The following is a 26395-nucleotide window of genomic DNA, read 5'->3' as shown; positions in this document are numbered from 1 at the left end:
AGCCTGCGTCCATGTTTCGCCGTGACCCTGTGCGGGCGGCCCTGTCTGGGGCCGAGGCGGTGCTGGGCCATGAGGCGCCCGAAGCCCTGCCGTGGCTGCGCGGCGCGCTGCGGCGGGGCGGAGTGCTGGGAGCGCGGCGGGCTGGGCAGGAGGTCGTGCGGGGCCTGTGCGGTGTGCCGGAAGGCGGCGTGTTCGAGCTCGCGAGCGTGAGCAAGCCCTTCACTTCGGCCCTCGCGTCGGCCCTGGTGCGGGCAGGAGCGCTGGACTGGGACCTTCCCCTCGCTTCCCTGGGCGGAGCGTTTCGGGGCCTTCCCCCCTTCATCACGCCCCGGGCGCTGGCCACGCATACGGCGGGGTTGCCCGCCCACCCGGCGCGGGCCGCCCTGACCACCCTGACCCGGTTTCAAGACCCCTACGGCGGCATGAGCGCGCGCGACGCCATCGCGAGTGCCCGGCGCTGGGCCTCCTCGCGGGCGGCGGGGCGCTTTACCTACTCCAATCTGGGCGCGGGCGTACTGGCCCTCGCCCTGGCCTGCGCGGCGGGCGAGGAGCCGAGCGCGGCGGGCTACGGGCGGGCGCTCGCCCGGTACGTGACCGGACCGGTGGGTCTGGGCAGCGTGACCCTCTCGCCGGACGCGGGGCGGCTCGTCACGCCCACGACCACGCTGCTGGGCGCAGGCGTCACGGGCTTCGGGCCGCTCGCCGGGGCCGGAGGGCTCTTCGGCGCAGCAGCGGACCTCCTCGCGTTCGGAGCGGCGCACCTCGACGGCCGGGCAGGCGAACACTGGCGGGACGTGCGGCGCCCACCGGGTCTGCCCGCCCACGTCATGGGCGTTGCCCCGGGCTGGTTTATCACTGGTGACATCTGGTGGCACGATGGCGTGGCGCGCGGAACACGTACGGCCCTGGGCTTTCGTCCGGCAGACGGCGCGGTGTTCACGCTGCTGGTGCGCGGGGGCGTGCCGCTTATGGGACGGCGCGGCGCGGTGGTGGGGGCCGCGTTGGGGGTGCTGAACGCCGGAAGGTAGGAGGGCTCAGCGTGCCGGTTCTACCGGGGGCACCACCCACGCCACCGCCTGGGCTTCGTTCAGATTGGACAGGACTGACGTCAGCTGCCAATTGCCCTGGCGCAGGCCCAGGAGGGTGTCGTAGCTCGTCAGGCTGGTGCGCGTCAAGGCGTAGAGCCTTCCATCGGGCGCGAACGTCACGTCGCGCAGGTCCGAGATCAGGCCCACGTTCGCCGCCGCCGTCCGCGCCGTGTCTGCCACGTCCCACAGGCGCAGGGACGAGGAGACGCCGCTCCCCGCATCCCGCCACGCGGCGATCAACCCACCGCCGACGCCGCTGCCCACCGAGGTCCACAGCCGGTCCACCCGCTCGCTGCCGAAGGCGCTCAGGGCCGCTTGCGGGTTGGGGACACCCACGCTGGTCAGCGGCTGCACGCCCGTATCCGTGGCCGCGTAGACCGCGCTGCCCCCCAGTGCCGGGGCAAGGTCACGGATATTCACGGTGGGGAACGGCGTGCTCACGTCGGCGCGCTCGGCTCCGGTCGTGGTGGCGGCCGCGCGCATCACCTCGCTGCCGCCTCCAAGGGCGGGCCGGGACACCACGCCCACGTCCACCCCGTTTTCCCGGACCAGGGCGATTCGGACGGGCGGTACGTCGGGGCCAGTCACCAGAAAGGGGGTCGGCAGCGCGGCCCGCCACACCAGGGTACCGGACGTGCGGTACAGCGCGAGTTGCTGCGGCCCGTTCGTCGTCCCGGGCGTGTCGCACTGGCTGAGGGTCAGCAGCCGGTCACGCTGGGCGTTGAGCACGGTGGCCTTCAGGCAGGGCGAGGTAAACCCTTCCGCGCCGAAGGGCGGCGCGAAGGCCTGCACGTCCGAGAGGCCAGCACTGCGGCTCTCGATGCCGGTGCTCAGCGTGAGGGCCAGCCGGTTGCCCACGGGCAGGGTGTCGAGGTCCACACCCCCCGTTACGGTCACCGGCGTGCCTTCAGGCGAGGTTGAGCCGTCGCTGCCGTCCAGCGTGACGGTACGAACGGTCGCGCCGCCGCTCGTCAGCACCGCGAGGCGCAGGGACGGCGTGGCGTCTTCCGTACCGGTACAGGCGGTCAGCAGCAGGGCGGACAGGAGCAGCGGGAAGGAGCGGGTCAAGGTGGGTGGCCTCCGGGAAGAAGGGGGAGCGGGCCCTTAGCGCGTCGCGCCGGGGTTGATGGCGTCGGGCAGCAGGGGCACGTTCAGGCCGCCTGTGCCGTATTCGAACAGGGGGTAACTCTTGCTGCCCGGCAGGCTCACGCCCAGGCGGTAGCGCCCCAGGCTGAGGTCGATCTCCGCCTGGGCGGCCCAGCAGCAGCGGTCGATGGTCAGGCCAATCACGGGGGCGAGCGGCTTGGGGTCCACCCGCTCGCCGTCCTTCCAGGTGAAGGTCTGGCGCAGGCTGCCGGTCAGGTACGCGCCGGGGCGGGGTCCATTTCCGATGGCGATGCCCACCCGCAGCGGATCCAGAATGAGGGTATCGGTCGCCAGGTCGTTGGGGAAGGTGCCGCTGCGCTGGCGATAGTACGAGGCCCGGCCAGACAGGGCCACCCGCACGCCGAACTGCCAGTTGGCATTCAGATCTGCCCGCACGACTTCGGTGCGCTGCTGGTCCAGCCCCGGTGTATTGACCGTGGCGCTCAGCGCCAGGCTCTCCCCGGGCCGGGTGGCGTTGAGGCTGCCGGTGAGGGCCGGCTGGGTAAAACCCGCCCGGCGCAGGTCGTAGGGCCCACCGTAGGTCAGCTGCCAGTTCGTCGCCTGGCCCGCCAGCGAGCCCACGCTGAAGCTGACCGTGCCGCTGTATTTCGCGGTGTCGGACTGCGCGAGGGCGAGGTCGTGCGAGGTAGACAGGGTATACGCCCCGCGCCAGCTAACGCTGTAGCTGCCACTCAGGCGCGGCGGCGTGAGGCCGGCGGAGGAAGGGAGGCTCAGCGTCTCCTGCCCCCGGAAGGACAGGGCGTTGAGCACGGTGTCCTGGCGTCCCACACCCGTGAAGTCGGCGCTCACGCTGCTGAACTCATGGGTGTTGGGATCGCGGGTCACCGAGACGCTGAAGTTGTTCGCCCGGTTGTCCCCCGTGACGGTGGCCCGCACCGTGAACGGCCCGTAGCCGGTCGTGCGGCTATAACTTCCGTTCGTCGTCAGCGTCAGGTTCGGCGCGGGCCATTTGGCGCGGAAGGGCGCGGGGGCGGCGGGCTTGCCGTCACGGGTCGGCGCGGGCGTCAAGGGCGTGCCCCGCGCTCCGCTGTCGCCCAGCGTGAGGCTGAAGTCCGCGCTTTCCAGCTCCTTTTCGAAAAAGTCGTACGAGAGGGCCGACGACAGGTTGACGGGCGTGCGGCTCACGTTCAGGCGGAAGCCCGTGGCGGTTTGCTTGTTCCAGGGCTGGAAAAAGTCGCGGGAGGCCGAGACGCTGAACGTCACGTCCTTGACCGGTACGGTGGAGACGTCAAGGCTCAGCGGCGCGCTGAAGCGCTTCGTCACCCGGTCGAAATAGAAGGGGCTGTTCCCCTCGTTGCGGATATACCCGTAGCGCACGGTCACGGTATTCGCGTCGTTAAACCGCTGGACCAGCTCAGTGCCGACTTCCAGCTGCACCGTTCGCGCCCCCGTGCTGTAGTAGCGCCCGGTAAAGGCGTTGCGAACGCTGAACGCGGCGTTTTTCCAAGGCTGGGCGCTGTAGCTCAGGGTGTGGGTTTCCTCGAGCCGCGTCGCTGTGATGTTCGCTCCGCCGTTCGCCTGCTCGAGGGCACGGCGCGAGAGCGTGTTGACCCCCGCCGTGTAACGTCCCGCCGTCACCTTGAAGTCCGCGCTGAAGTTGCCCCGCGTGTACAGCTTGGGGTCCAGCACGACCTCGGGGTGCTTGAGGGGCGTACTCAGCCCTTCTGTGGGCTCGGGGCCGTAGCGGTCCACGTAGTTGAATTCCGCAGAAAAGCGCGAATACTCCACCTTCGCGCCAAAGTCCACCCGCGTTACCCCACGCTCGGGATCATCCTCACGCCTACCGATGTCGCGCCGCACCACGTTCAGGCTGTAGTCCAGGTCCTTGACCGCCAGCTGTACCGGCACGCGCCCCCGCACCGAGAAATCCAGGTCCACGTCGTAGCCGGTCTGCGGCGTGCCGCCGGTCAGGAAAGGCTTGGGGTTCGCGAGCGTATACAGGTTCACCCGGTCCACGTAGGGCAGCGGGCTGTACGAGCGCAACGCCACCCCCAGGCCCAGGATGGGCGAGCGGTTCTGGTAGTAGCGGATCAGGGTGGTGCCCAACGTGCTTGCCCCAATGGAAAAGGGCAGGTCCGCCTCGATGGTGCGGCCGTCCACGCTGTCGTTGCCCGCCACGAGCCGGGGCTGCCGCTCGGGGTCCCCCAGGGGCAGCACGATCACTGGCAGGTACAGCACCGGCACGTCGGCGAGCAGCAGCTGCGCCCGGTACGCCACCAGCCGGTCGCCCGGATACACGATCAGGCGTTCGGCACGAAAGGCGTAATCGTTCGGATTGCGCCCGCACTTGGCGCAGGGCGTAAAGTAGCCGTTCGTGGCCCGCAGTTGCCCCGGCACGCGCTCAATCTCACCGCCGCGAATCTCGATGTCTGCGTCGCTGATCAGCACGTCCTCGCCGGTCAGCTGCTCGCCCGCGAGGTCCACAACGAGGTTCTCGCCACGGAGGTCTTGGTTGTCCTTGGCCGTGTGGTAGGTGGCGGCCCCCACCAGCGTCAGGGTGCGGGTGGTGCGGTTGTACTCGACGCGGCGGGCCCGCACCACGTCGTCGTCCACGCGCAACTCCACCGGTCCCTTCGCGTCGCCGGTGATGATCACCAGTTCCTGACCGTCGACCCGCCGCAGTTCGAGCGTCTGCGCCTGCACGATCTTGACCGTGCGTGCCCCAGCGTCGCCCAGACCCAGCAGTCCGGCCAGCGAGGTGACGGCGGCGAGGGTGCCGCGCTTCAACCCACCGGTCCGCTGACCCCGCCCGAAGCGTCGGCCCACCGCTTTACTGGACATTCGCGCCCGTCTGAATCAGGGCGAGCGTCCTGGGCGGCGGAGCAAAGGGCTGGGGCAGCGGACCGGCCTGCGCGAGTTGCGCCCCCACCGGGCCCGCAGCTCCGGCCAGCACCCCCAGCGTGGTGCCGGGGTAGTAGAAGCCCAGGATGTTCAGGTGCCCCTGGCCCTGGCGTGCGAGCCCCAGCGCACCGTACTGCGACAGGCCCACCCCGTGCCCGGAGCCGTAACCCTCGACGACCAGCGGGGTGTTCGGGCCCACGGGGCCGCTCAGGCTCGCGCGGCTGCTCGCGGCTCCCAGGGCCCGAACGAAACCGCTCGCGTCCGCGCCGCTCAGGCGTGCGCTTCCCTTCTCGCCCGTGACCGTCACCTCCTGCACGCGGCCCGACTCGCTGGCGCGGGTAACGCGCACGTCGCGTAGGGTGCCCACCCGCACTCCGGCACGGCTGGCGGCGTCGGTCACCTGCGCGGCCCCCAGCTCCAGCCGCCAGCGCGACCGGGGTCCGCCTGCCGAGTAAGGGTCGACCTTGGCGTGCAGGTAGGGCAGGTCCCGGCCCCAGACCTCCGCGCTCGACGCCGTGTAGCCGCCGGAATCGCTGGAAAAGTACGTGCTGGCAGGCTTGCCGCCGTAGGCCACCACCTGTCCCGCTGTGGCCCGCACCGCCGCGTCGGAGCCGGCCTTTTCCGCCGCCACGCCGCCGTACATCTGGCAGCTCTCGGTGGCGCAGGTGTCGTAGGGCAGGGCCGGGTTGATGCGGGCGGCCACGTAGGTCCGCGCGATCACCGCCTGTGCCTGCAGCGCCTCGGTGGGCCACGAGGCGGGCATCTCGGCGGCCACCACGCCGCGCAGGTAGTCCTCAACGTCCACCACGTTGATCGCCTGGACCCCACCCTTTTCCACGCGCAGCAGCACGCCGCCCCGGTAGAGCTTCCCCGCCAGCGTCACGGTGCTTCCCGGTGCAGGCGGCAGGTACAGGCTCGTGCTGCCCGCATCCTGGCCGTTGAGGGTGAGGGTGCCTCCGCGAACCCCCACCGTCCAGACGTTTTCAGGGGTGGGCGCCGTTGGGGTGACGGGCGGGGAGGGCAGCAGCGGTGCCGGGGAGGCCGGCGCCTGGGGCGCGGGTAGGCGGATTGTCAGCTCGGGGCCACTCGCGACAAGCACCCGGACGCTGAGCGCCCCGGCCGTCGAGAGGGTCCCGGACACCACCGTCCCGGAGAGTGCCAGCGTAAGCAGGAGTGACCGCATGTGCCCCGAGAGTATAAAGGGAGGTTCATGCACCCCCCGTGAGAGCGCATTCTGGCGCGGCAGGCGGCATCATGAGACCCATGGGGGCAGCAGGCCGGGTCTGGGCACACGTGGGGCAGCCGTTTTCCGAACGCGGGTACGGCGCGGTGGTGCTGGGCGCGGGACGGATGGGCGCGGCGTGTGCCTTTTTCCTGCGCCGCCTCGCGCCGGAGTTGCGCCTCCTGCTCGTCGAGCGCGGCGGCCTGCCCAACGAGGAAGGCGCGACGGTCCTTGCCCCGGGCGTGTGGACGGCGCTGAACGTTTCCCCAGAACGCCGAGCGGAGGCCGCCTGGACCCGCGCCCAGACAGAACGCGAGTTTGGTGACGTGTCCTGGCAGGCGCGCCCCCTGCTCGAATTGCTGACCCGGGAAGCGGCGGGGGCCGTGCCTACCCCCTCCCTCCTGCCCCGCTTTCCGGAGCTGGCCCACCTGGTGGACCCGGAAGCCCTGCCTTTCGCGCAGGTGGACGAAGGCGCGGCCACCTACCGCCCTGGAGCCGTGGCCCTTGCCTGCGGGCAGAGGGCGGTGCGGGCGGGCGCGGACCTGCTGCTCAACACGCACGCGCACCTCACGCCGGGCGGCGTGCGGCTGGACCGACTGACAGTGACCAACACCCATGAGGTCGTGACCCACGAGAGCCGCGAGGTCCTCGCCGGAGTGGTGATCGTGGCGATGGGCGCAGATGGTCCTCCCGGCGCGGAGCACGGTCTGGGCCTGCACACCGGCCACGGCCGGGCCTACCGTCAGGCGCCCAGGCTCAACACGCCCTCGGGTGAGGCCACCCCGGTCCTGCGCGTGGATGGCCTGACCCTGCGCCCGCAGCACGGCGGCTTCACGTTGATTCCCCCCATTCACCACCGCGATCCGCATGGCTACACGCCGATCGGCGGCCGCCTGACCGGCGTTCCGGTGGGCATTCGCCGTGAGACGCTCGAAGACCTGGTGGAGCGGATGGGGGTCCTGCCACCCCTCGGCACGGAAGCGCTGGAAGTGGGCCGCAGCCTGGCGGATATTCCCGGCGCGTGGCTGGCCCTGCCGGACGGGGACCCCACCGCACCGCCCCGGCACGAGGAGGTGGCCCCCGGGCTCCACCTCCTGCTCGGCGGTCCCCACGCCGACACGCTGGGGCTGGCCGTGGCCTACGACCTCGCGGCGAAGGTCGCGGGCGTGGAGGAGCGGCCCTGGGAAGGATGATCCCCCTTGTCTACCTCGCGCCCGGCTTCCCCTCTCCCCTTCGCCCTATGCTGCTGGTCATGAACGCAGCGCGAATTACTGGCAGGTACCGGGAGTAACGCTTCCAGCCTGCGCGCTGCACGTTTGCCCCCGCCGAACCGTGGCGGGGGCTTTTTCTTGTTCAGAGGGGAACCCTTTATGACCCAGACACAGGACTACAGGCCCGGAACGCTGGACGCAGGGGACGTGCTGCGCCTCGCCCTGACCAGCAAGGTCTACGGGGCCGCCGTGGAGACCCCCCTCAGCGCTGCGCCCGGTCTCAGCGCCCGCACGGGCAACGCCGTGTGGCTCAAGCGGGAAGACCAGCAGCCCATCTTCTCCTTCAAGCTGCGCGGGGCCTACAACAAGATGGCGCAGCTGACGGCCGAAGAGGCGGCCAGGGGCGTGATTTGCGCGTCGGCGGGCAACCACGCGCAGGGGGTGGCCTTCGCCGCTGAGCAGCTCGGCATGCGGGCCGTGATCGTGATGCCCGCCACCACGCCCGAGATCAAGGTGCAGGCCTGCCGCCGCCGGGGAGCCGAGGTGGTGCTGTTCGGAGACTCCTTCAGCGACGCCGAGGCACACGCTTACGGGATACAACGTGAGCGCGGCCTGACCTTTGTCCACCCTTACGACGATCCCCTCGTGCTGGCCGGCCAGGGCACGGTGGCGCTGGAACTGCTGCGTCAGCTCGACACGTCCGGGGCCTACACCGTGTTTGTGCCGGTGGGCGGCGGGGGACTGATTGCCGGGGTGGCCGGGGTCCTCAAGGCGCTGCGGCCCGATGTGCGGATCGTGGGCGTGGAGCCCGACGACAGCGACGCGATGTACCAGAGCCTGCAGGCGGGCGAGCGGGTGCGGCTGGATACCGTGGGCATCTTCGTGGACGGGGTGGCCGTCAAGCAGGTGGGGGCCTACACCTTCGACCTGACGCGGCGCTACGTGGACGACTGGGTGCGGGTGGGCACCGACGAGGTGTGCGCGGCGATCAAGGACGTGTTCGACGACACCCGCGCAGTGATGGAACCGGCCGGGGCCCTGGCGGTGGCGGGCCTCAAGCGCTACGCCGCTGAACGTGCCCTCACGGGCGAGACGCTGGTGGCCCTGACCTGCGGCGCGAACATGAACTTCGACCGCCTGCGCCACGTGGCCGAGCGCGCCGAGATCGGCGAGGAGCGCGAAGCCATCCTGGCCGTCACCATCCCCGAGCACCCTGGGGCCTTCCGCGCCTTTATCGATGTGATCGGTCCGCGCGCCGTCACCGAGTTCAACTACCGCTACGCCCCCCGCGCCGAGGCCCACATCTTCGTGGGCGTGCAGCTCGGACGTCGGGGCGAACGGGCGGAACTGGTGCAGGCCCTGACCGAGCGGGGCTACCGCGTAACGGACCTGACGGGAGACGAACTCGCCAAGGTCCACGTGCGGCACATGGTGGGGGGCCGCGCGCCCGAGGCTGTGGGCGAGCGCGTCTACGCCTTTACCTTTCCCGAGCGTCCCGGCGCACTGCTCGAATTCCTGACCCACCTGCACGGGCGCTGGAACATCAGCCTCTTTCACTACCGCAACCACGGCAGCGCCCACGGCCGTGTCCTGGCCGGCCTGCAAGTGCCGCAGGCGGACGAGGCCGACTTCCAGGATTTCCTCGCCCGCCTGGGCTACCCGGCCACCGACATGAGCGGGAACCCGGCGTATCAGTTGTTTTTAACGTAGTGTTCCGCCGCTGATCACCTTTCTCGCGCTGACGGCTGATCGCCGGAAGCGGACGGCTCCCTCATAAACTGCGGGACGCGCTTCACTTTAAAGGCCGTGACACCCTCCTCGTGCTCCCAGTGGTCCCCAGCGAGTTGTTGCAGCTCGGCCTCACGGTCCAGGGCCTCCCCGAGCGTGCCGGTCAGGGCCGCGTTCAGGGCCTGCTTGGTGAGCTTCAGCGCGTGGGCGGGGCGAGCGGCCAGGCGCTCGGCATAGGCCTGCACGTCCTCGCGGAACGTCTCGTCGGGGTAAACGTGTTCGCACAAGCCCAGTGCCCGCCCCTGCTCGGCGTCCACCCGCTCGGCGAGCGCCATCAGCTCAAAGGCACGGTGATACCCGACCAGGCGCGGCAAAAACCACGTGCTCCCCGAGTCAGGCACCAGGGCGATGTTGGAAAACACCTCAATGAGCCGTGCGGACTGCGTCCACAGCCGGATGTCCCCGGCCAGGGCCAAACTGGCTCCCGCGCCAGCGGCCACCCCGTTGACAGCGGTGATTACGGGTTTGCCCAACCCCCGAAGGGTCCGGATCAGCGGGTTATAGGTGTGGTTCAGGTGCTCGGTGAAGGTCATGTCCCGGCCCGACACGTCGGCCAGGTCCTGCCCGGCACAAAAGCCGCGCCCCGCGCCGGTGATGACCACCACACGCACGCCCGGTTCGCCCTCTGCCGCCCGCAGTTCGTCGGTCAGCGTGAGCAGCAGGGCGTCGTTGGCGGCGTTGAGTTTGTCCGGGCGGTTGAGGGTCAGGGTGCGGACGCCCGCGTGGGTTCCCACGAGAATCACGGGTTCTGAAGTCATAGCTGCAGCGTAGCGTGGGAGCCCGGTCCCACCCTCCCCTACACTCAGAGACGATGACCGACGCGGCTGCCCTCCCCACCATCCTCGCCCTGGACGTAAGCAAATCTCGCATCGGGTTCGCCGTCAACGCCGGGCGGCTGGCTTTCGGACGCGGCAGCGTCGACCGGAAGCGCCTGCCCCTGGACCTCAAGGCCGTGCGCCTGAAAGTCGAGGAAACGGGGGCCGAACTGCTGCTCCTCGGCCTGCCCCTGCGGACGGACGGGGCGCACAGTCCCAGCGCCGACCGGGTACGTGCCTTTGGCCAGACCCTCCAGCAGAAGGGCTACCGCGTGCTGTACCAGGACGAGCGCTTTACCACCAGGCGGGCCCGGGCCCTCGGGACAGCCGACGAGGACGAGGCCGCCGCCGTGCAGATTCTGGAGCTCTACCTGCTGCGCGCAGGCAGCCCCTCCGAATGAGCGCAGGAGACCAGGGCGTGACCACATGAGAAACTGAGGGGGGATTCATAGGACCTTTAGGCTTGAAAAGTCCTCCTGCACATCAGGAAGATGAGAAGAAGAGAAAAACGCAAATTTTTCCGCGCCTGCAAAGCAAATCGTGCCGGTAGGTTCTGACAGGGTAAAAAGGGGGTTGGGACCTGACGTCTTTCTGACGCTTAATGAGTGCGGCCTGCCGTCTATGACGCGCAAAGTTTGTTGACACCCCCCGGAGCGGTCCATATACTCGGCTAAGGATTCACATCCTGGCTTAACGTGGAACCTATGTGCTGGGCGAACAGATGGGGTCAAGCAGGAACAGGAAACTCGGCAACTGGCTCCTGACTCCCCTCTCTCAGACCCGCCCCTGGGGCAGACGCGCGGCGGATGGGGATTCGGTTCCCTCGGAGGAAGTATGAATAGAAACCTTGCTTTGCTGGCCCTGACCGGTGTGCTGACGCTCGCCGCCTGTAGCGGTGGCGGCTCCACTCCTGCTGCTGACGCTTGCGCCACGGCGAACACCTGCTCCGTGACGGTCAATCTGTCCGGCGTCTCGTCCGCCCAGTTCGACGTGACGGTGAACGGCACCACCACCCGCCAGACCCTCACCAACGGCCAGAAGCTCCCCGTGTCCAACACGGGCACCGTGACCCTGAGCCCCGTCGCGCAGACCGGCTTTACCACCCCCAGCGCGCAGAGCACCACCATCAGCAGCACCAACCTGACCCCCACGCTGTCCTTCGCCTACACGGCGGTTGTCACCAACCCCAACCCCAACCCCGGCAACACGGGGGCCACCATCGCCATCACCAGCCCCGCCAACGGTGACGCCCCCGCTGCGGGCAACACCCTGGTGAAGTTCAACACCACGGGCGCGCTGACCAACATCACCTGCTCGGTGAACGGCGGCGCGGCCGTCAACGCCACCGTGGGCAGCACCGGCGGCTTCTGCGTGCTCCCGCTGACGGCTGGCCCGGCCACCATCACGGTTTCCGGCACGGACTCCAACGGCAAAACTGTGTCCAGCAACGTCGTTGTGACGGTTCCCGCCACCGGCGGCAGCACCGTGAACATCACGCCTGGCTTTAACCCCGGCCAGCAGATCACGGCCGTGAACAACGGCTCGGTCAACTACGCTGACCCCGCCTTCGCCAACGGCGCGTGGCGCATCATCCCCCAGCAGATCGACGCGACGGGCATCACCCCCGTGTACTACGTGCGCGGCACCGTGGGCATCGATGTCGGCCCCAGCACCGCCACCCGCGTCGAGCTGTTCGTGTCCAACACCAGCAACGGCCCGGCCCGCTTCTACCTGTACGACGGCGCGCCCAAGGCGAACGCCGTGCAGTTCGACAGCAACGTGCTCAACGGTGATCAGGGCCTGGTGCGCTACCTCGTGACCCGCACCTACCTCGCGGGCCAGCCCGTCCAGACCTCGTCCTTCCCCTTCATCGTGGACAACACCGCGCCCCAGCCCGCTGACCCCGAGCTGGACAGCGCCGGTGGCACCAACGACCGCTTCATTGCCGACCTGCGCGGCGTGAAGGACCTGAACTTCGCGCGTGGCACCGTCATCAACTACCTGAGCAACACGGACCTGCGCGACCGCGAAGGCCCGCTGCCCTCCGGCATTGACCGCGTGACGTACTACTACGTTCCCGCTACCAACAACAGCAAGATCCCGGCGCTCCCCAACTCCCTGAACCGCGTCGCCGCGATCAAGGCCAACGCCACCAAGACCCGCGTGGCTGAAGACGCCGGCGCCAACGGCAAGTACCAAGTGAGCTACGACAGCGTCGCCGAGAAGGAAGCCGAAGGCGCGACGTACTACATCTACGCCGTGATCACCGACCAGCTCGGCAACGAAGTTGACAGCACCTACTTCCAGAAGATCTCGTTCGACAACGTCGCTCCCCGCGTGGGCGCTGGCCTGCGCGACACGAGCGCTCTGCCCTTCGCCTCCTGCGATCCCCAGCAGTACATCAGCGACTGGTTTGCTTTCAGCCAGACCGCCTCGGACGGTGGCGTGGGCTTCGTCGCTGCCAGCGAAGGCAGCAGCGTCAACAACTCCGTCAGCCTGGACGCCATCGCGGTGCCCCTGACCGGCGTCGTGGGTCTCAACGGGATCGTCAGCACCATCAACGGTGTGGGCGGCGAGTACGACTCCAACCTGATCGCCGACGGCCGCTACCAGGTCAACGCCCGCGTGGCCGACCTGCTGGGCAACACGGTCGACCCCAAGGACCTGCAGCAGGTCACCATCGACAACACCGATCCCGCCGTCAACTTCGTCAGCCCTGCGCCCGGCGAACTCGTTGCGAGCGGCACGCAGGTGCGCGCCAACACGCAGCTCACCGAAACGGGTGCGGGCATCGACCCCTCCCGCACGGTGCTGATGTGGAACGACTTCACCGACCCCTCGCGCACCCGGACCAACGGCTACGTCGGCGGACCCGTAGAGTTCGCCAAGGGCAACAACGCCCTGTGGCGCGCCCTGGCCCCCAACGACACCACGGGTAACGTGCACCTCCAGCAGCTGGCCGTCGACTGCGCCGGCAACGCCAGCATCGGTACCCGGACGGTTCAGGTCAAGCCCACCGCCCAGGTCAACTCTGCGCACCTCCCGACCTTCGGCAAGTGGGACGTCTATCAGTACGAGGCCACCCCCAACTACACGCAGCCCGTCCAGGCGATTCTGCACCGCTTCAACGGAGACGACAACTTTATCGACCTCACTGGCAGTGCCCAGGGCCTGTTCACGGCCGATGTCGCCCTCCCCAACACCACCACGCGTGCGGGCAGCGGGTCGCAGATTGATGAAGTCAACTTCTACCGCAAGATCAGCAACACCAGCTGGGACCAGATCGTCGCCTACCTGACCGGCCAGTTCCCCGACGGCACGACGAACGCCACCATCAACTACGCCGCCATGACGCTCGATCCCTCGATCCGCCGTCAGGGCCAGCGCCTCGCCAACGAGCGTCAGCTGCAGTGGGTCGGCATCACGGACGAGACCTTCCTCCAGAGCGGTGCCGATACGGCCACCCCCCTGCTGAACATCGTTCCTACCCAGACCTCCTCGAACTTCTACCGCATGACGGCGAACTACAAGAACCTGGAGCACGGCGTCTCCGGCATCTACAGCATCGTCACCGATACCTTCGGCATGTACAGCTACACCGCCGACTTTGAGTCCTCCTACTCGGTGCGTAACACGACGGCCGCCTCTACGCTCGCTGCGACCTTTGCCGCCGGCGACGTGGTGAACCTGGACTTCGCCTTCGGCAGCAAGCAGGACCTGATCGCCAAAGCCGCCGGCGCTGGCTACCACCTCCAGGGCTCGGTCGACGGCGTGAACTTCGTCGATCTGGACGCGCTGACCACCTGGACCCCCGCCAATGTTGCCGCGGGCACCAGCACCCTGCGCGTGAGCTACAGCGTTCCCGCCGCGCCCAAGTACCGGACCTTCCGCGTCCGCCTGAGCAGTGGCGTGGACGTGTTCTACAGCGACGCGTTCACCCTCAACATCCAGTAAGCCCTCCCACTCAAAAGGCTCCCTCCGGGGGGCCTTTTTTGATGTCTCCAGTTTCGGCATGCACGTCTGTGGAGGGGACGGTACACTGGCCGCACCACAACCGAACAACACCCGGGGGACCATCCCATTCCACCACCCCGGTGGCCCCTCTTCCATCTCTTCCGGAGGCCAGACGATGCAAGGCAACATGATGGACGTTCCCCTGACCATCCCCATGATCCTCGAGCGGGCCCGCACCCTCTACCGTGACCGCGAAGTGGTCAGTTTGCTGCCGGGGCCACGAAACGAAGCTGGCCAAGCCACGTCCATAAAGCACAGCACCTCTTACGGAGCTGTAGCCGACCGGGCCCTGCGGCTCGGTGGGGGCCTGCAGGCGCTGGGACTTCAGCCCGGCGACCGGGTGGCCACCCTGGCGGTCAATTCCTTTCGTCACCTGGAAGCGTACCTGGGCATTCCCAGCGCAGGCTTCGTACTGCACACGGTGAACATTCGCCTCCACGCCGATCAGGTCGCCTGGATTCTGAACCACGCGGGGGACCGCGTACTGCTGGTCGAGAATGTTTTTGCCCCGATGCTTCCCGCCATCCGCGCGGCCTGTCCAGGCATCGAGCACGTGTTTGTATTGGGCCCCACTCCCCAGCCCCTGTCAGGCACGCAGGACTACGACAGCTGGGTGAGCGCCCAGCAGCCTCTCACCCACGTTCCAGAGTTGGCGGAAACGGACGCGGCGTGCATGTGCTACACGAGTGGCACGACCGGCAACCCCAAGGGTGTGGTGTACACCCACCGCAGCACCGTCCTCCATTCGCTGGCGAGCGCACCCAAGGACGCCCTGAACGTGGGCGAGCACGACGCGGTGCTTCCCGTCGTGCCGATGTTCCACGTCAACGCCTGGGGGCTGCCGTACACCTGCGCGATGTACGGGGCGAAGCAGGTGTACGCCGGGATGTTCAGCGACGGACCGACGCTGGCGCAACTGATGCAGGACGAGGGCGTGACCATCACGGCTGGAGTGCCCACGATCTGGATGGGCCTGCTCGCTGAACTCGACCGCGCGAAGGGCGAGGGGCACCCCTATGGCCTGCAGGGTCTGGAGCGCCTGATTGTCGGTGGCAGCGCCGCGCCAGAAAGCCTGATCCGCGCATTTCAGGAACGGCACGGCCTGAAACTGGCCCACGCCTGGGGCATGACGGAAACCCACCCCCTGGGCACGGCCAGCCTGGTCCCACCCGGGGTAGACGAGGCGAGCGACGAGGGCTATGGGCTACGCGCCAAGCAGGGCCGGCCCGTGCCCCTCGTACAGCTCGGCCTGCTGTCCGAGCAAGGCGAGCCTTTACCGCATGACGGCCACACCATGGGCCGCCTCATCATTCGCGGGCCCTGGATCGCCGACAGTTACTTTCAGGGCGAGGGTGCGGGAAACTTCCTGACCCTGGACGGCGAGTTGTGGTTCGACACCGGCGACATCGCCACGCTGGACGCGCAAGGCTTTATGCACATCCAGGACCGGGCCAAGGACCTGATCAAGTCGGGCGGGGAGTGGATCAGCTCGGTGGATCTGGAAAACGCGATCATGGCGCATCCCGCTGTGGCCCAGTGCGCGGTGATCGCCATGGACGACCCCAAGTGGGACGAGCGGCCCCTCGCCGTGGTGGTGCCCCGCCCCGGGCAGCAGGTCACCCATGAGGAGATCGTCGCCTTTCTGACGCCCAAGTTCGCCCGCTGGTGGCTGCCTGACGCGACGGTGTTGGCGGAAGGCCTGCCCATCGGTGCGACCGGCAAATTTCTGAAACGCGAGTTGCGCGAGCAGTACCGCGGCTATTTGAAGGGGGCGGGACAGCAGGGCTGAAGTCCCCCGCCTGGCCTGCGTTCCCCGTAGAATTCGCGGCATGGCCGTTACGGTTCAGGGACAGCAGGTCACCTTCTCTCCTCCACCTGGCGCGGCAGCGCTTGTGGGGGACTTTACCGACTGGCGCAAGCGTCCGCCCCTGCCGGTACAGCCCGGTCAGCCGCTGACCCTGACCCTGCCGCGGGGGGCCTGGGTGGAGTACGCATGGCTGGACGCCTCGGGCACGGCCTTCGCCGATCCCGACAACGCGCAAAAGTCCCTCAACCCCTGGTGGCCCTATCCCCGCGCGGTGGAGGTGGGCCGCTACGCCCACCATGGCCTCTGGACGCAGCCCGATGCCACGCGTAAAGGCGCCGCACACCGCCTGACGTGGGAAGGCACGGTTTTTCCGGGCACCCGCCGCGCGGTCGTATATACCCCGCACGGGCACGACGTAACGCGGCCCACCCCGGTGTATTACGTGCAAGACGGCGTGGCCTTTTACCGGACGGGCAAACTTGGCGAGGTCATGGACCGGGCGGTGGAGGCTGGGCTCGCATCTGGCGCGGTGCTCGTCTTCGTGGAACCGGGGGACCGCAGCCACGAATACTACCTCAATGGCCGTTACCTGGACTTCCTGCAGCGGGAAGTCTTTCCGCGCGTCGAGGGCGAACACGCGGCCGTGAGCGAACGGGGCCTGTGGGGCGCGTCGCTGGGCGGCCTGATCTCGCTGTACCTCGGGAGCCGGCACCCTGAGCTGTTTCAGCGGGTGGTAAGCCACAGCGGAGCCTTCATCGCCCGGCCTGGCGCGGTGGACGCGGAGGGCACCATCGACACGACCACGGCGGGCGAGTGGCTGCGGGAGCAGCTGGAGGTGGCCCCACCCCGGCACCTGCGCGTCAGCCTGGACACGGGAGTCCTCGAATGGCTGACCGCCCCCAACCGCCGGATGGCCGCCTCCCTGGCCAATCTGGGCGTGGCCCACCAGTACCGCGAATATGCCAGCGGCCACAACTGGGTCACGTGGCGGGAAGCGCTGCCGGAAGCTTTTCTGTACATGCAGGGTCAGTGACGCACCCGCCGCCCGTCTCACCCGCCTGCGGCGGTCACGCGGCATAGTCACACCCATGCGCGCTGCACTGCTCACGGCGCTTTCCCTGCTGGGGCCGTCCCTGCAGGGAGGCGCGGAGGCCCTCACGATGACCTACCCCCACTCGTCCACCCTGATTCACGAACGTGCCGAAGACTGGGCCGGAGCTGCGCGGCAGGGAGTGGAACTCCGGGGCGATACGCTCCGGTTGAGCCCGGAACGCTCGGCAGGGACGCTGACCAGCTTGCCCTTGACCGCGCCAGCCTTCGACGAGCTGGTGCCGTCGTGGAACGCGGTGACGCCGGGAGCGGGCAGCGTGGGCGTGGAGGTGCGGGTCCGGGAGGGTCAGCATGGCGGGTGGAGCCGCTGGTTCTCGTTCGGGACGTGGCGCAGTGGAGAGGGGCGGACCAGCCTCAACGGGCAGCGGGACGCTTCGGGGCAGGTGCTGACCGACACGCTGAGGCTCGGCCAGAAAATGAAAACATACCAGTACCGCGTGACCCTTCGGGGTGCGGGCACGGAGCTGCGGCTGCTCGCCCTAAATACGGCGGAACGGGCGGCGCGGGCCGCCGGGCTGGGGCAGCCGGGGAATCCGCTGAACTGGGGCAAGGTGATGAATGTGCCGCTGCGTTCGCAAATGCTCTATCCGGGGGGCGGGGAGGTGTGGTGCAGCCCCACGAGCGTCTCCATGATCCTGGCGCACCACGGCGTGAAGGTCACGGTTCCGCAGGCGGCCCAGGGGACCTTCGACCGCGCCTATGAGGGCACGGGGAACTGGCCGTTCAATACGGCGTACGCGGCCTCGTTCGGGCTGCGTGCATTTGTCACCCGGCTGCCCAGCCTGGCGGAAGCGGAGAGGTACACGGCGGCGGGCTTTCCCCTGGCCGTCAGCCTGGGTTGGAAAAAAGGCGAGTTGCCCGGCGTGCCCCTGCCGGTGAGCGAGGGACACCTGATGGTGCTGGTGGGTTTCGATACTGAGGGCAACCCGGTGCTCAACGATCCCGCCGCTCCCACCGACGCGGCCGTTCGCCGCACCTACACCCGGCTGGCCTTCGAGCGGCAGTGGCTAACCCACAGTGGAGGCCTCAGTTACGTGATCGCGCCGCAGGGGGCCCGGCTGCCCTGAGAACTGTCCGCCACTCCACCACCCATCTGGGGTGGTTTGCCACCCCGCCCCCACCCGGTCCGTTTCCTGGGTAAAGGCAGACACCTACAGTGTTCTTGAGAATCAGGCCCTTCCTTTACGTTCCTGGAGCGTTTGTCCGAATGGCGCCGCGCGTGGAAGGGCACCCCTCACGGCTTCCCATTCTCCCCATGCGCATTCAGGTTCGCTCGCCGGGCCCGGTCAAAAAGAAGTCCGCACTTGGACACACGCGCGAAGACATGGGGGGCGCCGCGCTGGTGCTGATCTTCACGGCCGTCGCCGCCCGCTCTTGCGGTCAACACGACGGCCACGCGCTCCGTGGGGCGCGCCTGGGCGCAGCAGACGGGCGCCCCTCCTCCTCCTCCCAGGCGCCTCTGGCGGCAGAGGCGCGCAGCACACCTTCCTGATTCGGGCCAGGGGGTGCTCCCCACACATATACGGGCAGAACCGCTGCACAGTTCGAAACGTGGCCCAGCGCCTTGAAAAGCAGTTCTTCTGGCTCTCCGAGCGGCGCGGTTTTACCTTTGAAGAATTGGCTTCAAACGCAGGAAAAAGCACGCTCACCGCGGTGAACAGGAACAGCGCCTCCTGCGTCGCCTTGCAGCGCCACGTCATTCCCCAGCCGTTCGGCTTCCGGCACGGCCATGACACCCTTTGCCTACGGCAGCGCCCGCAAGAAGATGACCCTCTTCTTGCAGACCGAGCGCAATCCCCGGGGAAGCGTCATCTCCACGCCGAAGACGCCTTACAGGCAGGAGGTCCAGCGCACGCAAGGTGCAGTAACGCGTTCCAGTTGCTCTCAGCGCCGCCTACACTCCCCCTCATGGACTTTCCCACCGCCTGCCCGGCCTGTCACCGCGAAGTGCGGGTGGAATTCACAGACAGCGCCGTCCACGACCTGAGCTGCTCCCAGTGTGGGTCACGCTTTTGCGTGTTTGTCCGCAAGCACAAGTTCGAGGTCCTGTTTGACCTGGGCACCCGCGCGCTGATGGACGGCTACGCGCGGGAGGCGGTGGCGAGCTTTGCTGCCTCACTGGAGCGATTCTTCGAGTTCTATGTGCGGGCCTACGCCCTGGAGCGGCAGGCGGGAACGGAAGGCGGGTTCGGGGCGGCGCTGAAGGCCTGGGAAGGCACCTGGCGGCACGTGTCCAGCCAGTCCGAGCGCCAGATGGGCATGATGGCGCTCGCCTACCTGCTGCGCGAGGGGCGTGAGCCGGACTTCCTGACCCCAAAGGCGCTGGGCGTGGACTTCCGCAACCGGGTGATTCACCGGGGTTACCTGCCCCGCCGTGAGGAGGTGGACGCCTACGCCGCCCGCGTCTTCGCCCTGATCGACCGGCTGCTCGTGGAACTGGGCGAGGGCGCGGTCCACGCCGAGTTGGCGCAGGAGCAGGCTTTCGCCGCCCACCTCGCAGCCCTGCCGGAAGGCGTGACCGCCGTGTTCGAGGAGCATCCGGGCATGTTCCGCGCTCGGCGCTTCGGCGGCACACTGGGAGGCAAGCGGGCGCTGCCCGGCAAAACGGCCCCGCCCCTCAACGACGCCCAGGCCTTCGCGCGGGCACTAACGGAACGTGGACCGCTGCTCGCCACCTTCCGCAAGTCGGGCGAGCGGTAAGTGGTTGGGGGCTCCAGTTGCGCCCTTCCGGGGAAATGCGCCTGGAAACGCCTCACCTCTGCCCCCAGCCACTTTTGCCTTCTCGCTCTGCTCGGGGGAACAACTGCATCATCGTCCGGCCGCTCCTCGGTGCAGTATTCTGAGGGTCACGAGGTAAACTTATGAACAAGAATCTGGGCCTGGCCGCCCTGCTGTCTGCCCTGCTCCTCGCCGGTTGCGGCGAGCAGCCCTCCGCCTCCGCGTCGCAGTCCCCGGCCCTCGGCGCGCAGAGCGCGGGCAAACCCGCCACCGGCAGCAGTACCGCTGCCGCCCGCGTATTCGTGCCCAATCCGGTGCAGAGCACAGGGGAGCAGTCGCTGAGCGATGGCAAGGACGCTGCCAGCGCCGTGCCCACGAGCGCCTACAAAGGTGTGACCCTGCGCAATCTGGACGGCAGCGGTTACCTGCGCGGCGACTGGGCGGTGGTGGTCAGCGAAACGGGCACGCCCGCTTACGGCACCGCCTTCAACTTCGACCGCTCACAGGACCAGTTTGAGCAGGTGATGGCGTACTTCTGGATCACGGAAGCGCAACTCTATTTGCAGTCGCTGGGCTTCGGCAACGAGCTTCCGGCCGTCAACCGCCACCAGCAGGCCATCCGGGTCAGCCAGTGGGGCCAGGACAACTCGTTCCAGACGGACAAGCAAGACGAGATCCGCCTGGGCAAGGGCGGGGTGGACGACGCCGAGGACGGCGAGGTGATCGTCCACGAGTACGGCCACGCGGTTCACGCGGCGCAGGTGCCCGGTTTCGGAAGCAGCCTGGAGGCGGGCAGCATCGGCGAAGCGTTTGGGGATTACCTCGCCGTGATCGTTGGCCAGGCGGTGGCCCGGCGCGAGGGGGTGGCGATTCGCACCCCGCTCGCCTGCGTGGCCGACTGGGACAGCGTGAGCTACACGACGACCACGCCCCACTGCCTGCGCCGCCTGGATACGGACAAGCACTACCCGGAAGACGTGCGCGGCGAGGTCCACGCCGACGGGGAAATCTGGTCGGGGGCGCTGCTGAACATCCGCACGGCGCTGGGCGAGCGCAACGCGGACCGCGTCATCATCAACGCGCAGTTCCGCTTCGCGCCGGACACCTCCTTCGCGGCGGCGGCGCAAGCCACGGTGGACACAGCGAGGAACATGCTGGGCACCTCGGCGGCAGGCACGGTGCGGCAGGTCTTCGTGGCACGCGGCATCTTGAAGTAACTGGAGCGGACGTGAACGGGGCGGAGCGGGTTCTCCGCCCCGTTTGCCTTGCTCCATTTTGACCTGCACTACACTGCTGCATGGTCCAGGCGGGCGAGACAGAGCAAACGGTGCGGCAGAGGCTGGTGCGGGTGGCGCGCGGGCTTGAGGCGGCGGACCTGCGGATACGGGGCGCGCAGGTGGTGCAGCCCGCAACGCGCGAGGTCTTTGGGGCCGACGTACTCGTGTCTGGGGGACGGGTGGCCGCCCTGGTGGGCACGGGGACAGAACACGTGGCTGCGCGCACGGTGGAGGCGCGCGGCGCGTTCCTCGCCCCGGGATTGATCGACGCCCACGTCCATATCGAGTCCAGCCTACTCACGCCCGCACGCTTCGCGGCGGCGGTCTTGCCGCGCGGCACAACAGCGGTGGTGGCCGAGCCGCACGAGGTGGTCAACGTGCTGGGAAGCGAGGGCCTGCGCTGGATGCTGGAGGCCGGGCGGTCTTCCGGGCTGCGCGTTTACGCCTCGGTCCCTTCCTGCGTGCCCGCCAGTCCCTTTGAGCGCGGCGGCGCGCAGATGCAGGCGCAAGACGTCGCCCGGGCCCTGCGCCTGCCCGGCGTGCTGGGCCTGGCCGAGATGATGAACTACCCGGGAGTTCTGGGCGGAGACGCGGCTGTCTGGGACGTGCTGGAGGCTGGGCGGGGGGGCCGCATGGACGGACACGCGGCGGGAGTGACAGGCGCGGACCTGCAGGCCTACGCCGCTGCGGGCCTGCACTCAGACCACGAGGCCACGACACCCGAGGAAGCCCGGGAACGCCTGCGCGCCGGGTTGTGGCTGATGGTGCGCGAGGGCTCGGCGGCGCGCAATCTGGAGGCGCTGCTGCCCGTGCTGCGCGAACGCCCGCGCCGCGCCATGCTGGTCAGCGACGATGTGAGCGTGGACGAACTGCTTTCGCTGGGGCATCTGGACCGGCTGATGCGCGTCTGTGTGGCGGGCGGCCTGCACCCGGCGGACGCGCTGGCCCTGGTCACCTGCAACCCCGCCGAATACTGGGGCCTGCATGCCCTGGGGCTGGTGGCCCCCGGATACCACGCCGACTTCGTGCTGCTGCGTGATCTGGAGGGCTTCGAGGTACTGGAGACGTTCGTGGGCGGCACGGAGGCGCGGGCAGGCGGGGTGACGCCTCCCCTGCCCGGTGGCGGCGTGAACCTGGGCGCGGGCTGGGACGCGGCGGGCTTCGACGTCCCCGCCCACTGGCCCGTGATCGCCGTTCATCCGCAGCAGATCACGACGGCGGCCGGGCCACTCGGCAGCGGCAATGCGCGCCTGGTGGTGGCGGACCGCTACGGACGCGGCGAGCATTCGGCGTGCTGGACCTCGGGTACCGGCATGACGGGGGGAGCGCTTGCGGTCAGCGTGCTGCACGATGCCCACCACGTCGCCGTCCTGGGCGGCACAGACGCCGACGTTCGGGCAGCGGGCCGGGCGCTGGAAGCCCTGGGCGGCGGAGCCGTCGTGGTGTCGGGCGGCGAGGTGCGCGCCAGCCTTCCCCTCCCCTTTGCCGGGCTGATGAGTGACCTGCCTCCGGGTGAGGCTGCGGCGCGGCTCGCGGAGGTCACGGCGGCCTGCCGTTCTCTCGGCTGCACCCTGCCCTATCCGGTCACCACCCTTAGCTTCCTGGGCCTGAGCGTGATTCCGGCCCTCAAACTCACGCCCCACGGCCTGCTGGACGTGCGGGCCTGGCAGCTGCTGGGCAGGGAGGAAACGGTATGAACGCAGACCAGGGCCTCAAGCACCACCACATCCTCACCAACGGCATTCGGCTGCACTACGTCGCCGCCGGACCCGAGGACGGTCCACCCACCGTATTGCTGCACGGCTTTCCCGAGTTCTGGCGGGCCTGGGAGCGGCAGATCGGGCCGCTGGCACGGGCGGGCTTCCGCGTGATTGTGCCGGACCTGCGGGGCTACAACCTCAGCGAGAAGCCGCCGGGCGTGGGGGCCTACCGGATAGACACGTTGCAGCGAGACGTCTCCGGGCTGATCCAGGCCCTGGGGTACGAACGGGCGAATGTGGTGGGGCACGACTGGGGCGGCATCATCGCGTGGGCACTGGCAATTCGGCAGCCGGAGGTGGTGGACAGACTCGCAATCCTGAACGCGCCGCATCCGGGAGCCAGCCGGGAAGGGTTTCGCAAGCCCGCCCAGTGGCGGCGTTCGTGGTACATCTTCTTCTTTCAACTGCCGTGGCTGCCAGAGCGCTTCTTGCACCGCTTCGGAGAGTGGGCGCTGCGGGGGAGCCAGCCGGACGCCTACACCCCGCAAGACCGCGAGCTGTACCGGCAGGCGTGGGACCAGCCGGGCGCGGCCACCGCGATGATCAGCTATTACCGGGCGCTGGGCCGCTCGGCAGGTGCGGCGAGCGCGAGCGACGCCGCCCTTCAGGTCCGCGTGCCCACCCTGGTGCTGTGGGGTGACCAAGATGGGGCACTGCTGCCCGAACTCGCCGACGGGCTGGAACGCTGGGTGCCGGACGTGCGGGTGGTGCGCTTTCCCCGGGCGAGCCACTGGGTCATGCGCGATGAGCCGCTACGGGTAAACAACCTTATAAGCGAGTTCCTGTCCTCCTGAGCGGGCCTGGCGTGTCATGCTCGGGGACATGACACTGAATTCAGTCCAGATCACGGTGGAAGGGTACGGCACGCTTCAGGCGCAGGAGGGCGAGCGGCTGGTCCTCGCGCTGGAGCGCGGCGGGGTGGACATCTTGCACCGCTGCGGCGGGGTGGCGCGCTGCACCACCTGCCGCGTTCAGTTCACGGCGGGTGAACCCAGCACCATGTCCCTGGCCGAGCACGACAAGCTGGCGGAAAAGGAACTGCTGGGCCAAGTTCGCCTCTCTTGCCAGATCGTTTGCAGGGGCGAGATGGGCCTCACGCCCCTGCAAACGGTGCGCTCCAGCGGCCTCGAAGCGGGCAAGACCCCCGCCGAGGAAATCCAGCCCGAGCCCGAATGGATGCCCCGCGAGACGGTGGACTAGCGCAGGTATCCAAGTGCGGACTTCTTTTTGACCGGACTTGAATGCGCGTGGGGGAGCATGGGGAGCCGTGAGGGGTGCCCTTCCACTTCCGGCGCCATTCGGACAAATGCGCTAAGGCTCCCGTTCCCCCTCGGGGACGTCCGCCCTGGTCAGCCCCAGGCCCGACAGCACCTGCGCCCGGTTCCAGCCAATCAGGGCGCAGAGTTCGGCGAGGGCTCCTTCGAACTTCGGGGTGCCTGGGGGCATCTCCCGCAGTTGCCGCCACAGGGCGTTGCGGCGCTCCAAGAAGGCTCGGGAAGGCATAACAAAAGTGTAGAGGACGAGGAAGGTCTGCATCTTCCTCGTCCCCCGGGCTTCCTGCCTCAGCGGTGCTGCGCGTCGTCCCGTAGGTGCTCGTCATACGTGTGGTTGACGTAGATTTTGCCGTCGCCCGCGTGCAGGAAGTACAGGGCGTCGCGGCCGTCAGAGAGCTTGCGCCTGGCATTGAGCACGCTCATCAGGGCCGCCTCGCCAGGGTTGTTGATCGGCCCGGCGGGGAGGCCCTGACGGGTGTAGGTGGAATACGGCGTGTCCTTTTTAAAGTCCCCCGCGCTGCGGTCGAGCTCCGGCAGGTCCTTTCCCAGCCCGTAGGCGACGGTGGGGTCGCTGCCCAGCGGAATGCCGTCGCGTAGGCGGTTGAGAAACACGCCTGCGATCACCGGCATGTCGGCGTTGCTGGCCGCCTCGGCCTGCACCATGCTGCCCAGAATCACCCAATCGCGCACACCCAGACCCAGGGCCTTGGCCTTCGCCACGTTGGGGGCGGTAAACTCCTGCTCCATGCGGTCCACCATCTTTTTCACCGCGTCCCTGGGGTTTTCCTTGACCCGGAACTCGTAGGTGGAGGGAAACACGAAGCCTTCGAGGTTCTTCTGCTGGCCGCCCGCGTGGCGGCTGAGAGAAGCGTCGTTGAGCGCCGATTTAATGGCAGCGCGGTCAAATCCGGCCTTCTCGAAGATGGCGGGTATGTCCTTGATGCGGCGCCCTTCGGGCACCGTCACCGTGATGGAGGGCACGCGGGCCGGACCCGCAAGCGTGTCGGCCACCTGATACAGGTTCATCTTGCCGTTGAAGTCGTACTGCCCTTCCTTCAGGCTGCCCGCCGTGCCGTTCTGCTTCATGACGTACCGCAGGGCATCGGCATTTTTTACGATCCGGCGCGCCTCCAACGTCTGCGCTACCCTAGAGAGGCTGTCACCGGGCTTGACCTCCAGCGTGTAGGTCGGGCCCCCAGCGGGCTCGGTCAGGCCACGCAGGAAGAGGTAGATGCCCGCCGCCACGAGGAGAAGAAGGACCACAAGCCCCAGCAGCAACTTGGCCCACAGGGGCGTGCCCCGGCCCTGAAGCCGCGTCATGCGCCCACCTCCGTGACGGCGTAAGCGGCGAGCCGGGCCTGCAATTCGGCGTCAGCGGGAGGCCGCGCACCGAAGCGGGCCACCACCCAGCCCCCCACCTGCACGGCGAGGCGGGCGGCCCTCACCGCGTCGCCGTGGCTGAGCCATCCGGCCAGGAACGCGCCTCCAAAGGCGTCGCCTGCGCCCGTCGCGTCGGTCAGGCGGTCATCGGTGGCGGGGACGTGGGTGCGGGGTTGCCCCGGGCCTTCCAGCAACGCGCCCTCCTCATCCATCTTCAGCACCACGAGGGCGTGGGGGTAGCGCTCCCGCAGCCAGTCCAGGGCCCGCGCGGGGTCGTTCTCACCGCTCATGGCGCGGGCCTCGTCGTCGTTGGGAAAGATCACGTCAAAGGGCACGGCGTCCACAATCTGCAGGAAGTTCTCGCGGCCCATCTGCTGGATCATCTGAAAGCTCCCCGGATCGAGGCTGAGCGTGGCTCCCGCCGCCTTGGCAAGTCGGGCCGCCTCAAGCGCCGCCCCGCGCGGCGGATCGCGGAAGAGGCTCCAGGCGGTGAGGTGCAGGTGCTGCGCACCTTGGAGGACCCCCACAGGCAAGTCCTGGGGCAGCAGTTCCCAGTCTGCGCCCTGGCCGGTCAGCATGGCGCGCTGGCCCCGGCGGTCAATCAGGGCCAGGATCACGCCGGTAGGGTGCTCGGCGCTGAGGATCAGCTCAGCCCGCACGCCTTCAGCCTGCAGTTCGGCGGTGGCGAGTTCGCCGAAGCGGTCGCGGCCGATCTTGCCCACGAAGGTGGCGGGGTGCTCCGCGCGGCGGGCCCACACGGCGAGGTTGGCGGCAGACCCGCCCCCCGAGAGTTCCAGCCGCCCTGTGGTGTCTCCGCCGGGAAGCAGCATGGTATCGGGCTTGGCAAGCACGTCCCAGGCGAGGTCACCCAGAGACACGAGGGGGAGGCGGTCAGTCATGCGCGCCTCGCAGCATACCGCCCC

The 26395-nt window shown here is 68.7% G+C and carries 21 protein-coding genes; 14 read left to right on the top strand and 7 right to left on the bottom strand.

Going from position 1 to position 26395, the window contains the following annotated elements:
* Positions 1-11 precede the first annotated feature (11 nt).
* Complete coding sequence (locus tag B9A95_RS17065) at positions 12-1028, top strand: serine hydrolase domain-containing protein (protein ID WP_084048396.1); 1017 nt, start codon at positions 12-14, stop codon at positions 1026-1028.
* A 6-nt stretch (positions 1029-1034) separates the two neighbouring features.
* Here the strand turns inward: B9A95_RS17065 and B9A95_RS17060 are convergent, their stop codons facing one another.
* Genes B9A95_RS17060 through B9A95_RS17050 form a run of 3 tightly spaced genes read right to left on the bottom strand, consistent with a single transcriptional unit; the run spans position 1035 to position 6279 of the window.
* Complete coding sequence (locus tag B9A95_RS17060) at positions 1035-2156, bottom strand: hypothetical protein (RefSeq protein WP_245808347.1); 1122 nt, start codon at positions 2154-2156, stop codon at positions 1035-1037.
* 36 nt (positions 2157-2192) lie between these two features.
* Positions 2193-5036, bottom strand: coding sequence for an LPS-assembly protein LptD (locus B9A95_RS17055; RefSeq protein WP_139806842.1), 2844 nt, complete (start codon positions 5034-5036; stop codon positions 2193-2195).
* On the bottom strand, positions 5026-6279 hold the full coding sequence (locus B9A95_RS17050) for a SpoIID/LytB domain-containing protein (RefSeq protein ID WP_084048394.1): 1254 nt from the start codon (positions 6277-6279) through the stop codon (positions 5026-5028). Before B9A95_RS17050 ends, B9A95_RS17055 begins: the two co-directional genes overlap by 11 nt.
* 80 nt (positions 6280-6359) lie before the next feature.
* On the opposite strand from B9A95_RS17050, the gene B9A95_RS17045 reads away from it, so the two are divergent.
* Together B9A95_RS17045 and ilvA are read left to right on the top strand one after the other, a co-directional pair.
* Positions 6360-7511, top strand: a complete 1152-nt coding sequence (locus B9A95_RS17045; RefSeq protein ID WP_245808346.1) for an FAD-dependent oxidoreductase — start codon at positions 6360-6362, stop codon at positions 7509-7511.
* A gap of 177 nt (positions 7512-7688) precedes the next feature.
* Positions 7689-9239, top strand: coding sequence for a threonine ammonia-lyase, biosynthetic (ilvA, locus tag B9A95_RS17040; protein ID WP_084048392.1), 1551 nt, complete (start codon positions 7689-7691; stop codon positions 9237-9239).
* 14 nt (positions 9240-9253) lie between these two features.
* On the opposite strand, the gene B9A95_RS17035 is transcribed toward ilvA, so the two are convergent.
* Positions 9254-10075 (bottom strand): enoyl-CoA hydratase-related protein, encoded by an 822-nt coding sequence (locus tag B9A95_RS17035; protein WP_084048391.1) that lies wholly within the window; start codon positions 10073-10075, stop codon positions 9254-9256.
* 53 nt (positions 10076-10128) lie between these two features.
* Between B9A95_RS17035 and ruvX the strand changes: the two genes are divergently transcribed.
* The 11 genes from ruvX (at position 10129) to B9A95_RS16980 (ending at position 24018) form a co-directional block, all read left to right on the top strand.
* Positions 10129-10533, top strand: a complete 405-nt coding sequence (ruvX, locus tag B9A95_RS17030) for a Holliday junction resolvase RuvX (protein WP_084048390.1) — start codon at positions 10129-10131, stop codon at positions 10531-10533.
* Positions 10534-10966: 433 nt separating this feature from the next.
* On the top strand, positions 10967-14086 hold the full coding sequence (locus B9A95_RS33850) for a hypothetical protein (protein ID WP_170928682.1): 3120 nt from the start codon (positions 10967-10969) through the stop codon (positions 14084-14086).
* 175 nt (positions 14087-14261) lie between these two features.
* Positions 14262-15935, top strand: a complete 1674-nt coding sequence (locus tag B9A95_RS17020; protein ID WP_084048388.1) for a long-chain fatty acid--CoA ligase — start codon at positions 14262-14264, stop codon at positions 15933-15935.
* A gap of 40 nt (positions 15936-15975) precedes the next feature.
* Entirely contained in the window at positions 15976-16986 is a 1011-nt protein-coding gene (locus B9A95_RS17015; RefSeq protein ID WP_084048387.1) for an alpha/beta hydrolase, read from the top strand.
* A gap of 55 nt (positions 16987-17041) precedes the next feature.
* Positions 17042-18130 carry a peptidase C39 family protein gene (locus B9A95_RS17010; RefSeq protein ID WP_084048386.1) on the top strand — a complete coding sequence of 363 codons (1089 nt, stop codon included), beginning with the start codon at positions 17042-17044 and terminating at the stop codon, positions 18128-18130.
* 188 nt (positions 18131-18318) lie between these two features.
* Positions 18319-18555: a hypothetical protein gene (locus B9A95_RS17005; protein WP_139806840.1), complete on the top strand. Its 237-nt coding sequence runs from the start codon at positions 18319-18321 to the stop codon at positions 18553-18555.
* Between the two features lie 416 nt (positions 18556-18971).
* Positions 18972-19763, top strand: coding sequence for a hypothetical protein (locus B9A95_RS17000; protein WP_084048384.1), 792 nt, complete (start codon positions 18972-18974; stop codon positions 19761-19763).
* Between the two features lie 161 nt (positions 19764-19924).
* On the top strand, positions 19925-20998 hold the full coding sequence (locus B9A95_RS16995; RefSeq protein ID WP_084048383.1) for a M36 family metallopeptidase: 1074 nt from the start codon (positions 19925-19927) through the stop codon (positions 20996-20998).
* 80 nt (positions 20999-21078) lie between these two features.
* Entirely contained in the window at positions 21079-22755 is a 1677-nt protein-coding gene (locus tag B9A95_RS16990; RefSeq protein ID WP_084048382.1) for an adenine deaminase, read from the top strand.
* Complete coding sequence (locus B9A95_RS16985; protein ID WP_084048381.1) at positions 22752-23612, top strand: alpha/beta fold hydrolase; 861 nt, start codon at positions 22752-22754, stop codon at positions 23610-23612. The genes B9A95_RS16990 and B9A95_RS16985 overlap by 4 nt, the downstream gene beginning before the upstream one ends.
* A gap of 28 nt (positions 23613-23640) precedes the next feature.
* Entirely contained in the window at positions 23641-24018 is a 378-nt protein-coding gene (locus B9A95_RS16980) for a 2Fe-2S iron-sulfur cluster-binding protein (protein WP_084050789.1), read from the top strand.
* A 111-nt stretch (positions 24019-24129) separates the two neighbouring features.
* Here the strand turns inward: B9A95_RS16980 and B9A95_RS16975 are convergent, their stop codons facing one another.
* From B9A95_RS16975 to B9A95_RS16965, 3 genes are read right to left on the bottom strand one after another with little or no spacing between them, the layout of a single operon-like run.
* Positions 24130-24321 carry a hypothetical protein gene (locus B9A95_RS16975; RefSeq protein ID WP_084050788.1) on the bottom strand — a complete coding sequence of 64 codons (192 nt, stop codon included), beginning with the start codon at positions 24319-24321 and terminating at the stop codon, positions 24130-24132.
* A gap of 59 nt (positions 24322-24380) precedes the next feature.
* Positions 24381-25412: an endolytic transglycosylase MltG gene (mltG, locus tag B9A95_RS16970; RefSeq protein WP_084048380.1), complete on the bottom strand. Its 1032-nt coding sequence runs from the start codon at positions 25410-25412 to the stop codon at positions 24381-24383.
* On the bottom strand, positions 25409-26371 hold the full coding sequence (locus B9A95_RS16965; protein WP_084048379.1) for a carbohydrate kinase family protein: 963 nt from the start codon (positions 26369-26371) through the stop codon (positions 25409-25411). Before B9A95_RS16965 ends, mltG begins: the two co-directional genes overlap by 4 nt.
* Positions 26372-26395: the final 24 nt, after the last annotated feature.

This window comes from Deinococcus hopiensis KR-140 (assembly GCF_900176165.1).
GTDB lineage: Bacteria > Deinococcota > Deinococci > Deinococcales > Deinococcaceae > Deinococcus > Deinococcus hopiensis.
Note: the sequence above shows the minus strand (reverse complement) of the source record. Positions and strands in the feature narration are given on the sequence as shown.

Excerpts from the sequence above, each read along its gene's own strand:
- B9A95_RS17065 (WP_084048396.1), top strand. The coding sequence starts at position 12 with ATGTTTCGCCGTGACCCTGTGCGGGCGGCCCTGTCTGGGGCCGAGGCG.
- B9A95_RS17055 (WP_139806842.1), bottom strand. The coding sequence starts at position 5,036 with ATGTCCAGTAAAGCGGTGGGCCGACGCTTCGGGCGGGGTCAGCGGACC.
- B9A95_RS17050 (WP_084048394.1), bottom strand. The coding sequence starts at position 6,279 with ATGCGGTCACTCCTGCTTACGCTGGCACTCTCCGGGACGGTGGTGTCC.
- B9A95_RS17045 (WP_245808346.1), top strand. The coding sequence starts at position 6,360 with ATGGGGGCAGCAGGCCGGGTCTGGGCACACGTGGGGCAGCCGTTTTCC.
- ilvA (WP_084048392.1), top strand. The coding sequence starts at position 7,689 with ATGACCCAGACACAGGACTACAGGCCCGGAACGCTGGACGCAGGGGAC.
- B9A95_RS17035 (WP_084048391.1), bottom strand. The coding sequence starts at position 10,075 with ATGACTTCAGAACCCGTGATTCTCGTGGGAACCCACGCGGGCGTCCGC.
- ruvX (WP_084048390.1), top strand. The coding sequence starts at position 10,129 with ATGACCGACGCGGCTGCCCTCCCCACCATCCTCGCCCTGGACGTAAGC.
- B9A95_RS33850 (WP_170928682.1), top strand. The coding sequence starts at position 10,967 with ATGAATAGAAACCTTGCTTTGCTGGCCCTGACCGGTGTGCTGACGCTC.
- B9A95_RS17020 (WP_084048388.1), top strand. The coding sequence starts at position 14,262 with ATGCAAGGCAACATGATGGACGTTCCCCTGACCATCCCCATGATCCTC.
- B9A95_RS17015 (WP_084048387.1), top strand. The coding sequence starts at position 15,976 with ATGGCCGTTACGGTTCAGGGACAGCAGGTCACCTTCTCTCCTCCACCT.
- B9A95_RS17010 (WP_084048386.1), top strand. The coding sequence starts at position 17,042 with ATGCGCGCTGCACTGCTCACGGCGCTTTCCCTGCTGGGGCCGTCCCTG.
- B9A95_RS17005 (WP_139806840.1), top strand. The coding sequence starts at position 18,319 with ATGCGCATTCAGGTTCGCTCGCCGGGCCCGGTCAAAAAGAAGTCCGCA.
- B9A95_RS17000 (WP_084048384.1), top strand. The coding sequence starts at position 18,972 with ATGGACTTTCCCACCGCCTGCCCGGCCTGTCACCGCGAAGTGCGGGTG.
- B9A95_RS16995 (WP_084048383.1), top strand. The coding sequence starts at position 19,925 with ATGAACAAGAATCTGGGCCTGGCCGCCCTGCTGTCTGCCCTGCTCCTC.
- B9A95_RS16990 (WP_084048382.1), top strand. The coding sequence starts at position 21,079 with ATGGTCCAGGCGGGCGAGACAGAGCAAACGGTGCGGCAGAGGCTGGTG.
- B9A95_RS16985 (WP_084048381.1), top strand. The coding sequence starts at position 22,752 with ATGAACGCAGACCAGGGCCTCAAGCACCACCACATCCTCACCAACGGC.
- B9A95_RS16980 (WP_084050789.1), top strand. The coding sequence starts at position 23,641 with ATGACACTGAATTCAGTCCAGATCACGGTGGAAGGGTACGGCACGCTT.
- B9A95_RS16975 (WP_084050788.1), bottom strand. The coding sequence starts at position 24,321 with ATGCCTTCCCGAGCCTTCTTGGAGCGCCGCAACGCCCTGTGGCGGCAA.
- mltG (WP_084048380.1), bottom strand. The coding sequence starts at position 25,412 with ATGACGCGGCTTCAGGGCCGGGGCACGCCCCTGTGGGCCAAGTTGCTG.
- B9A95_RS16965 (WP_084048379.1), bottom strand. The coding sequence starts at position 26,371 with ATGACTGACCGCCTCCCCCTCGTGTCTCTGGGTGACCTCGCCTGGGAC.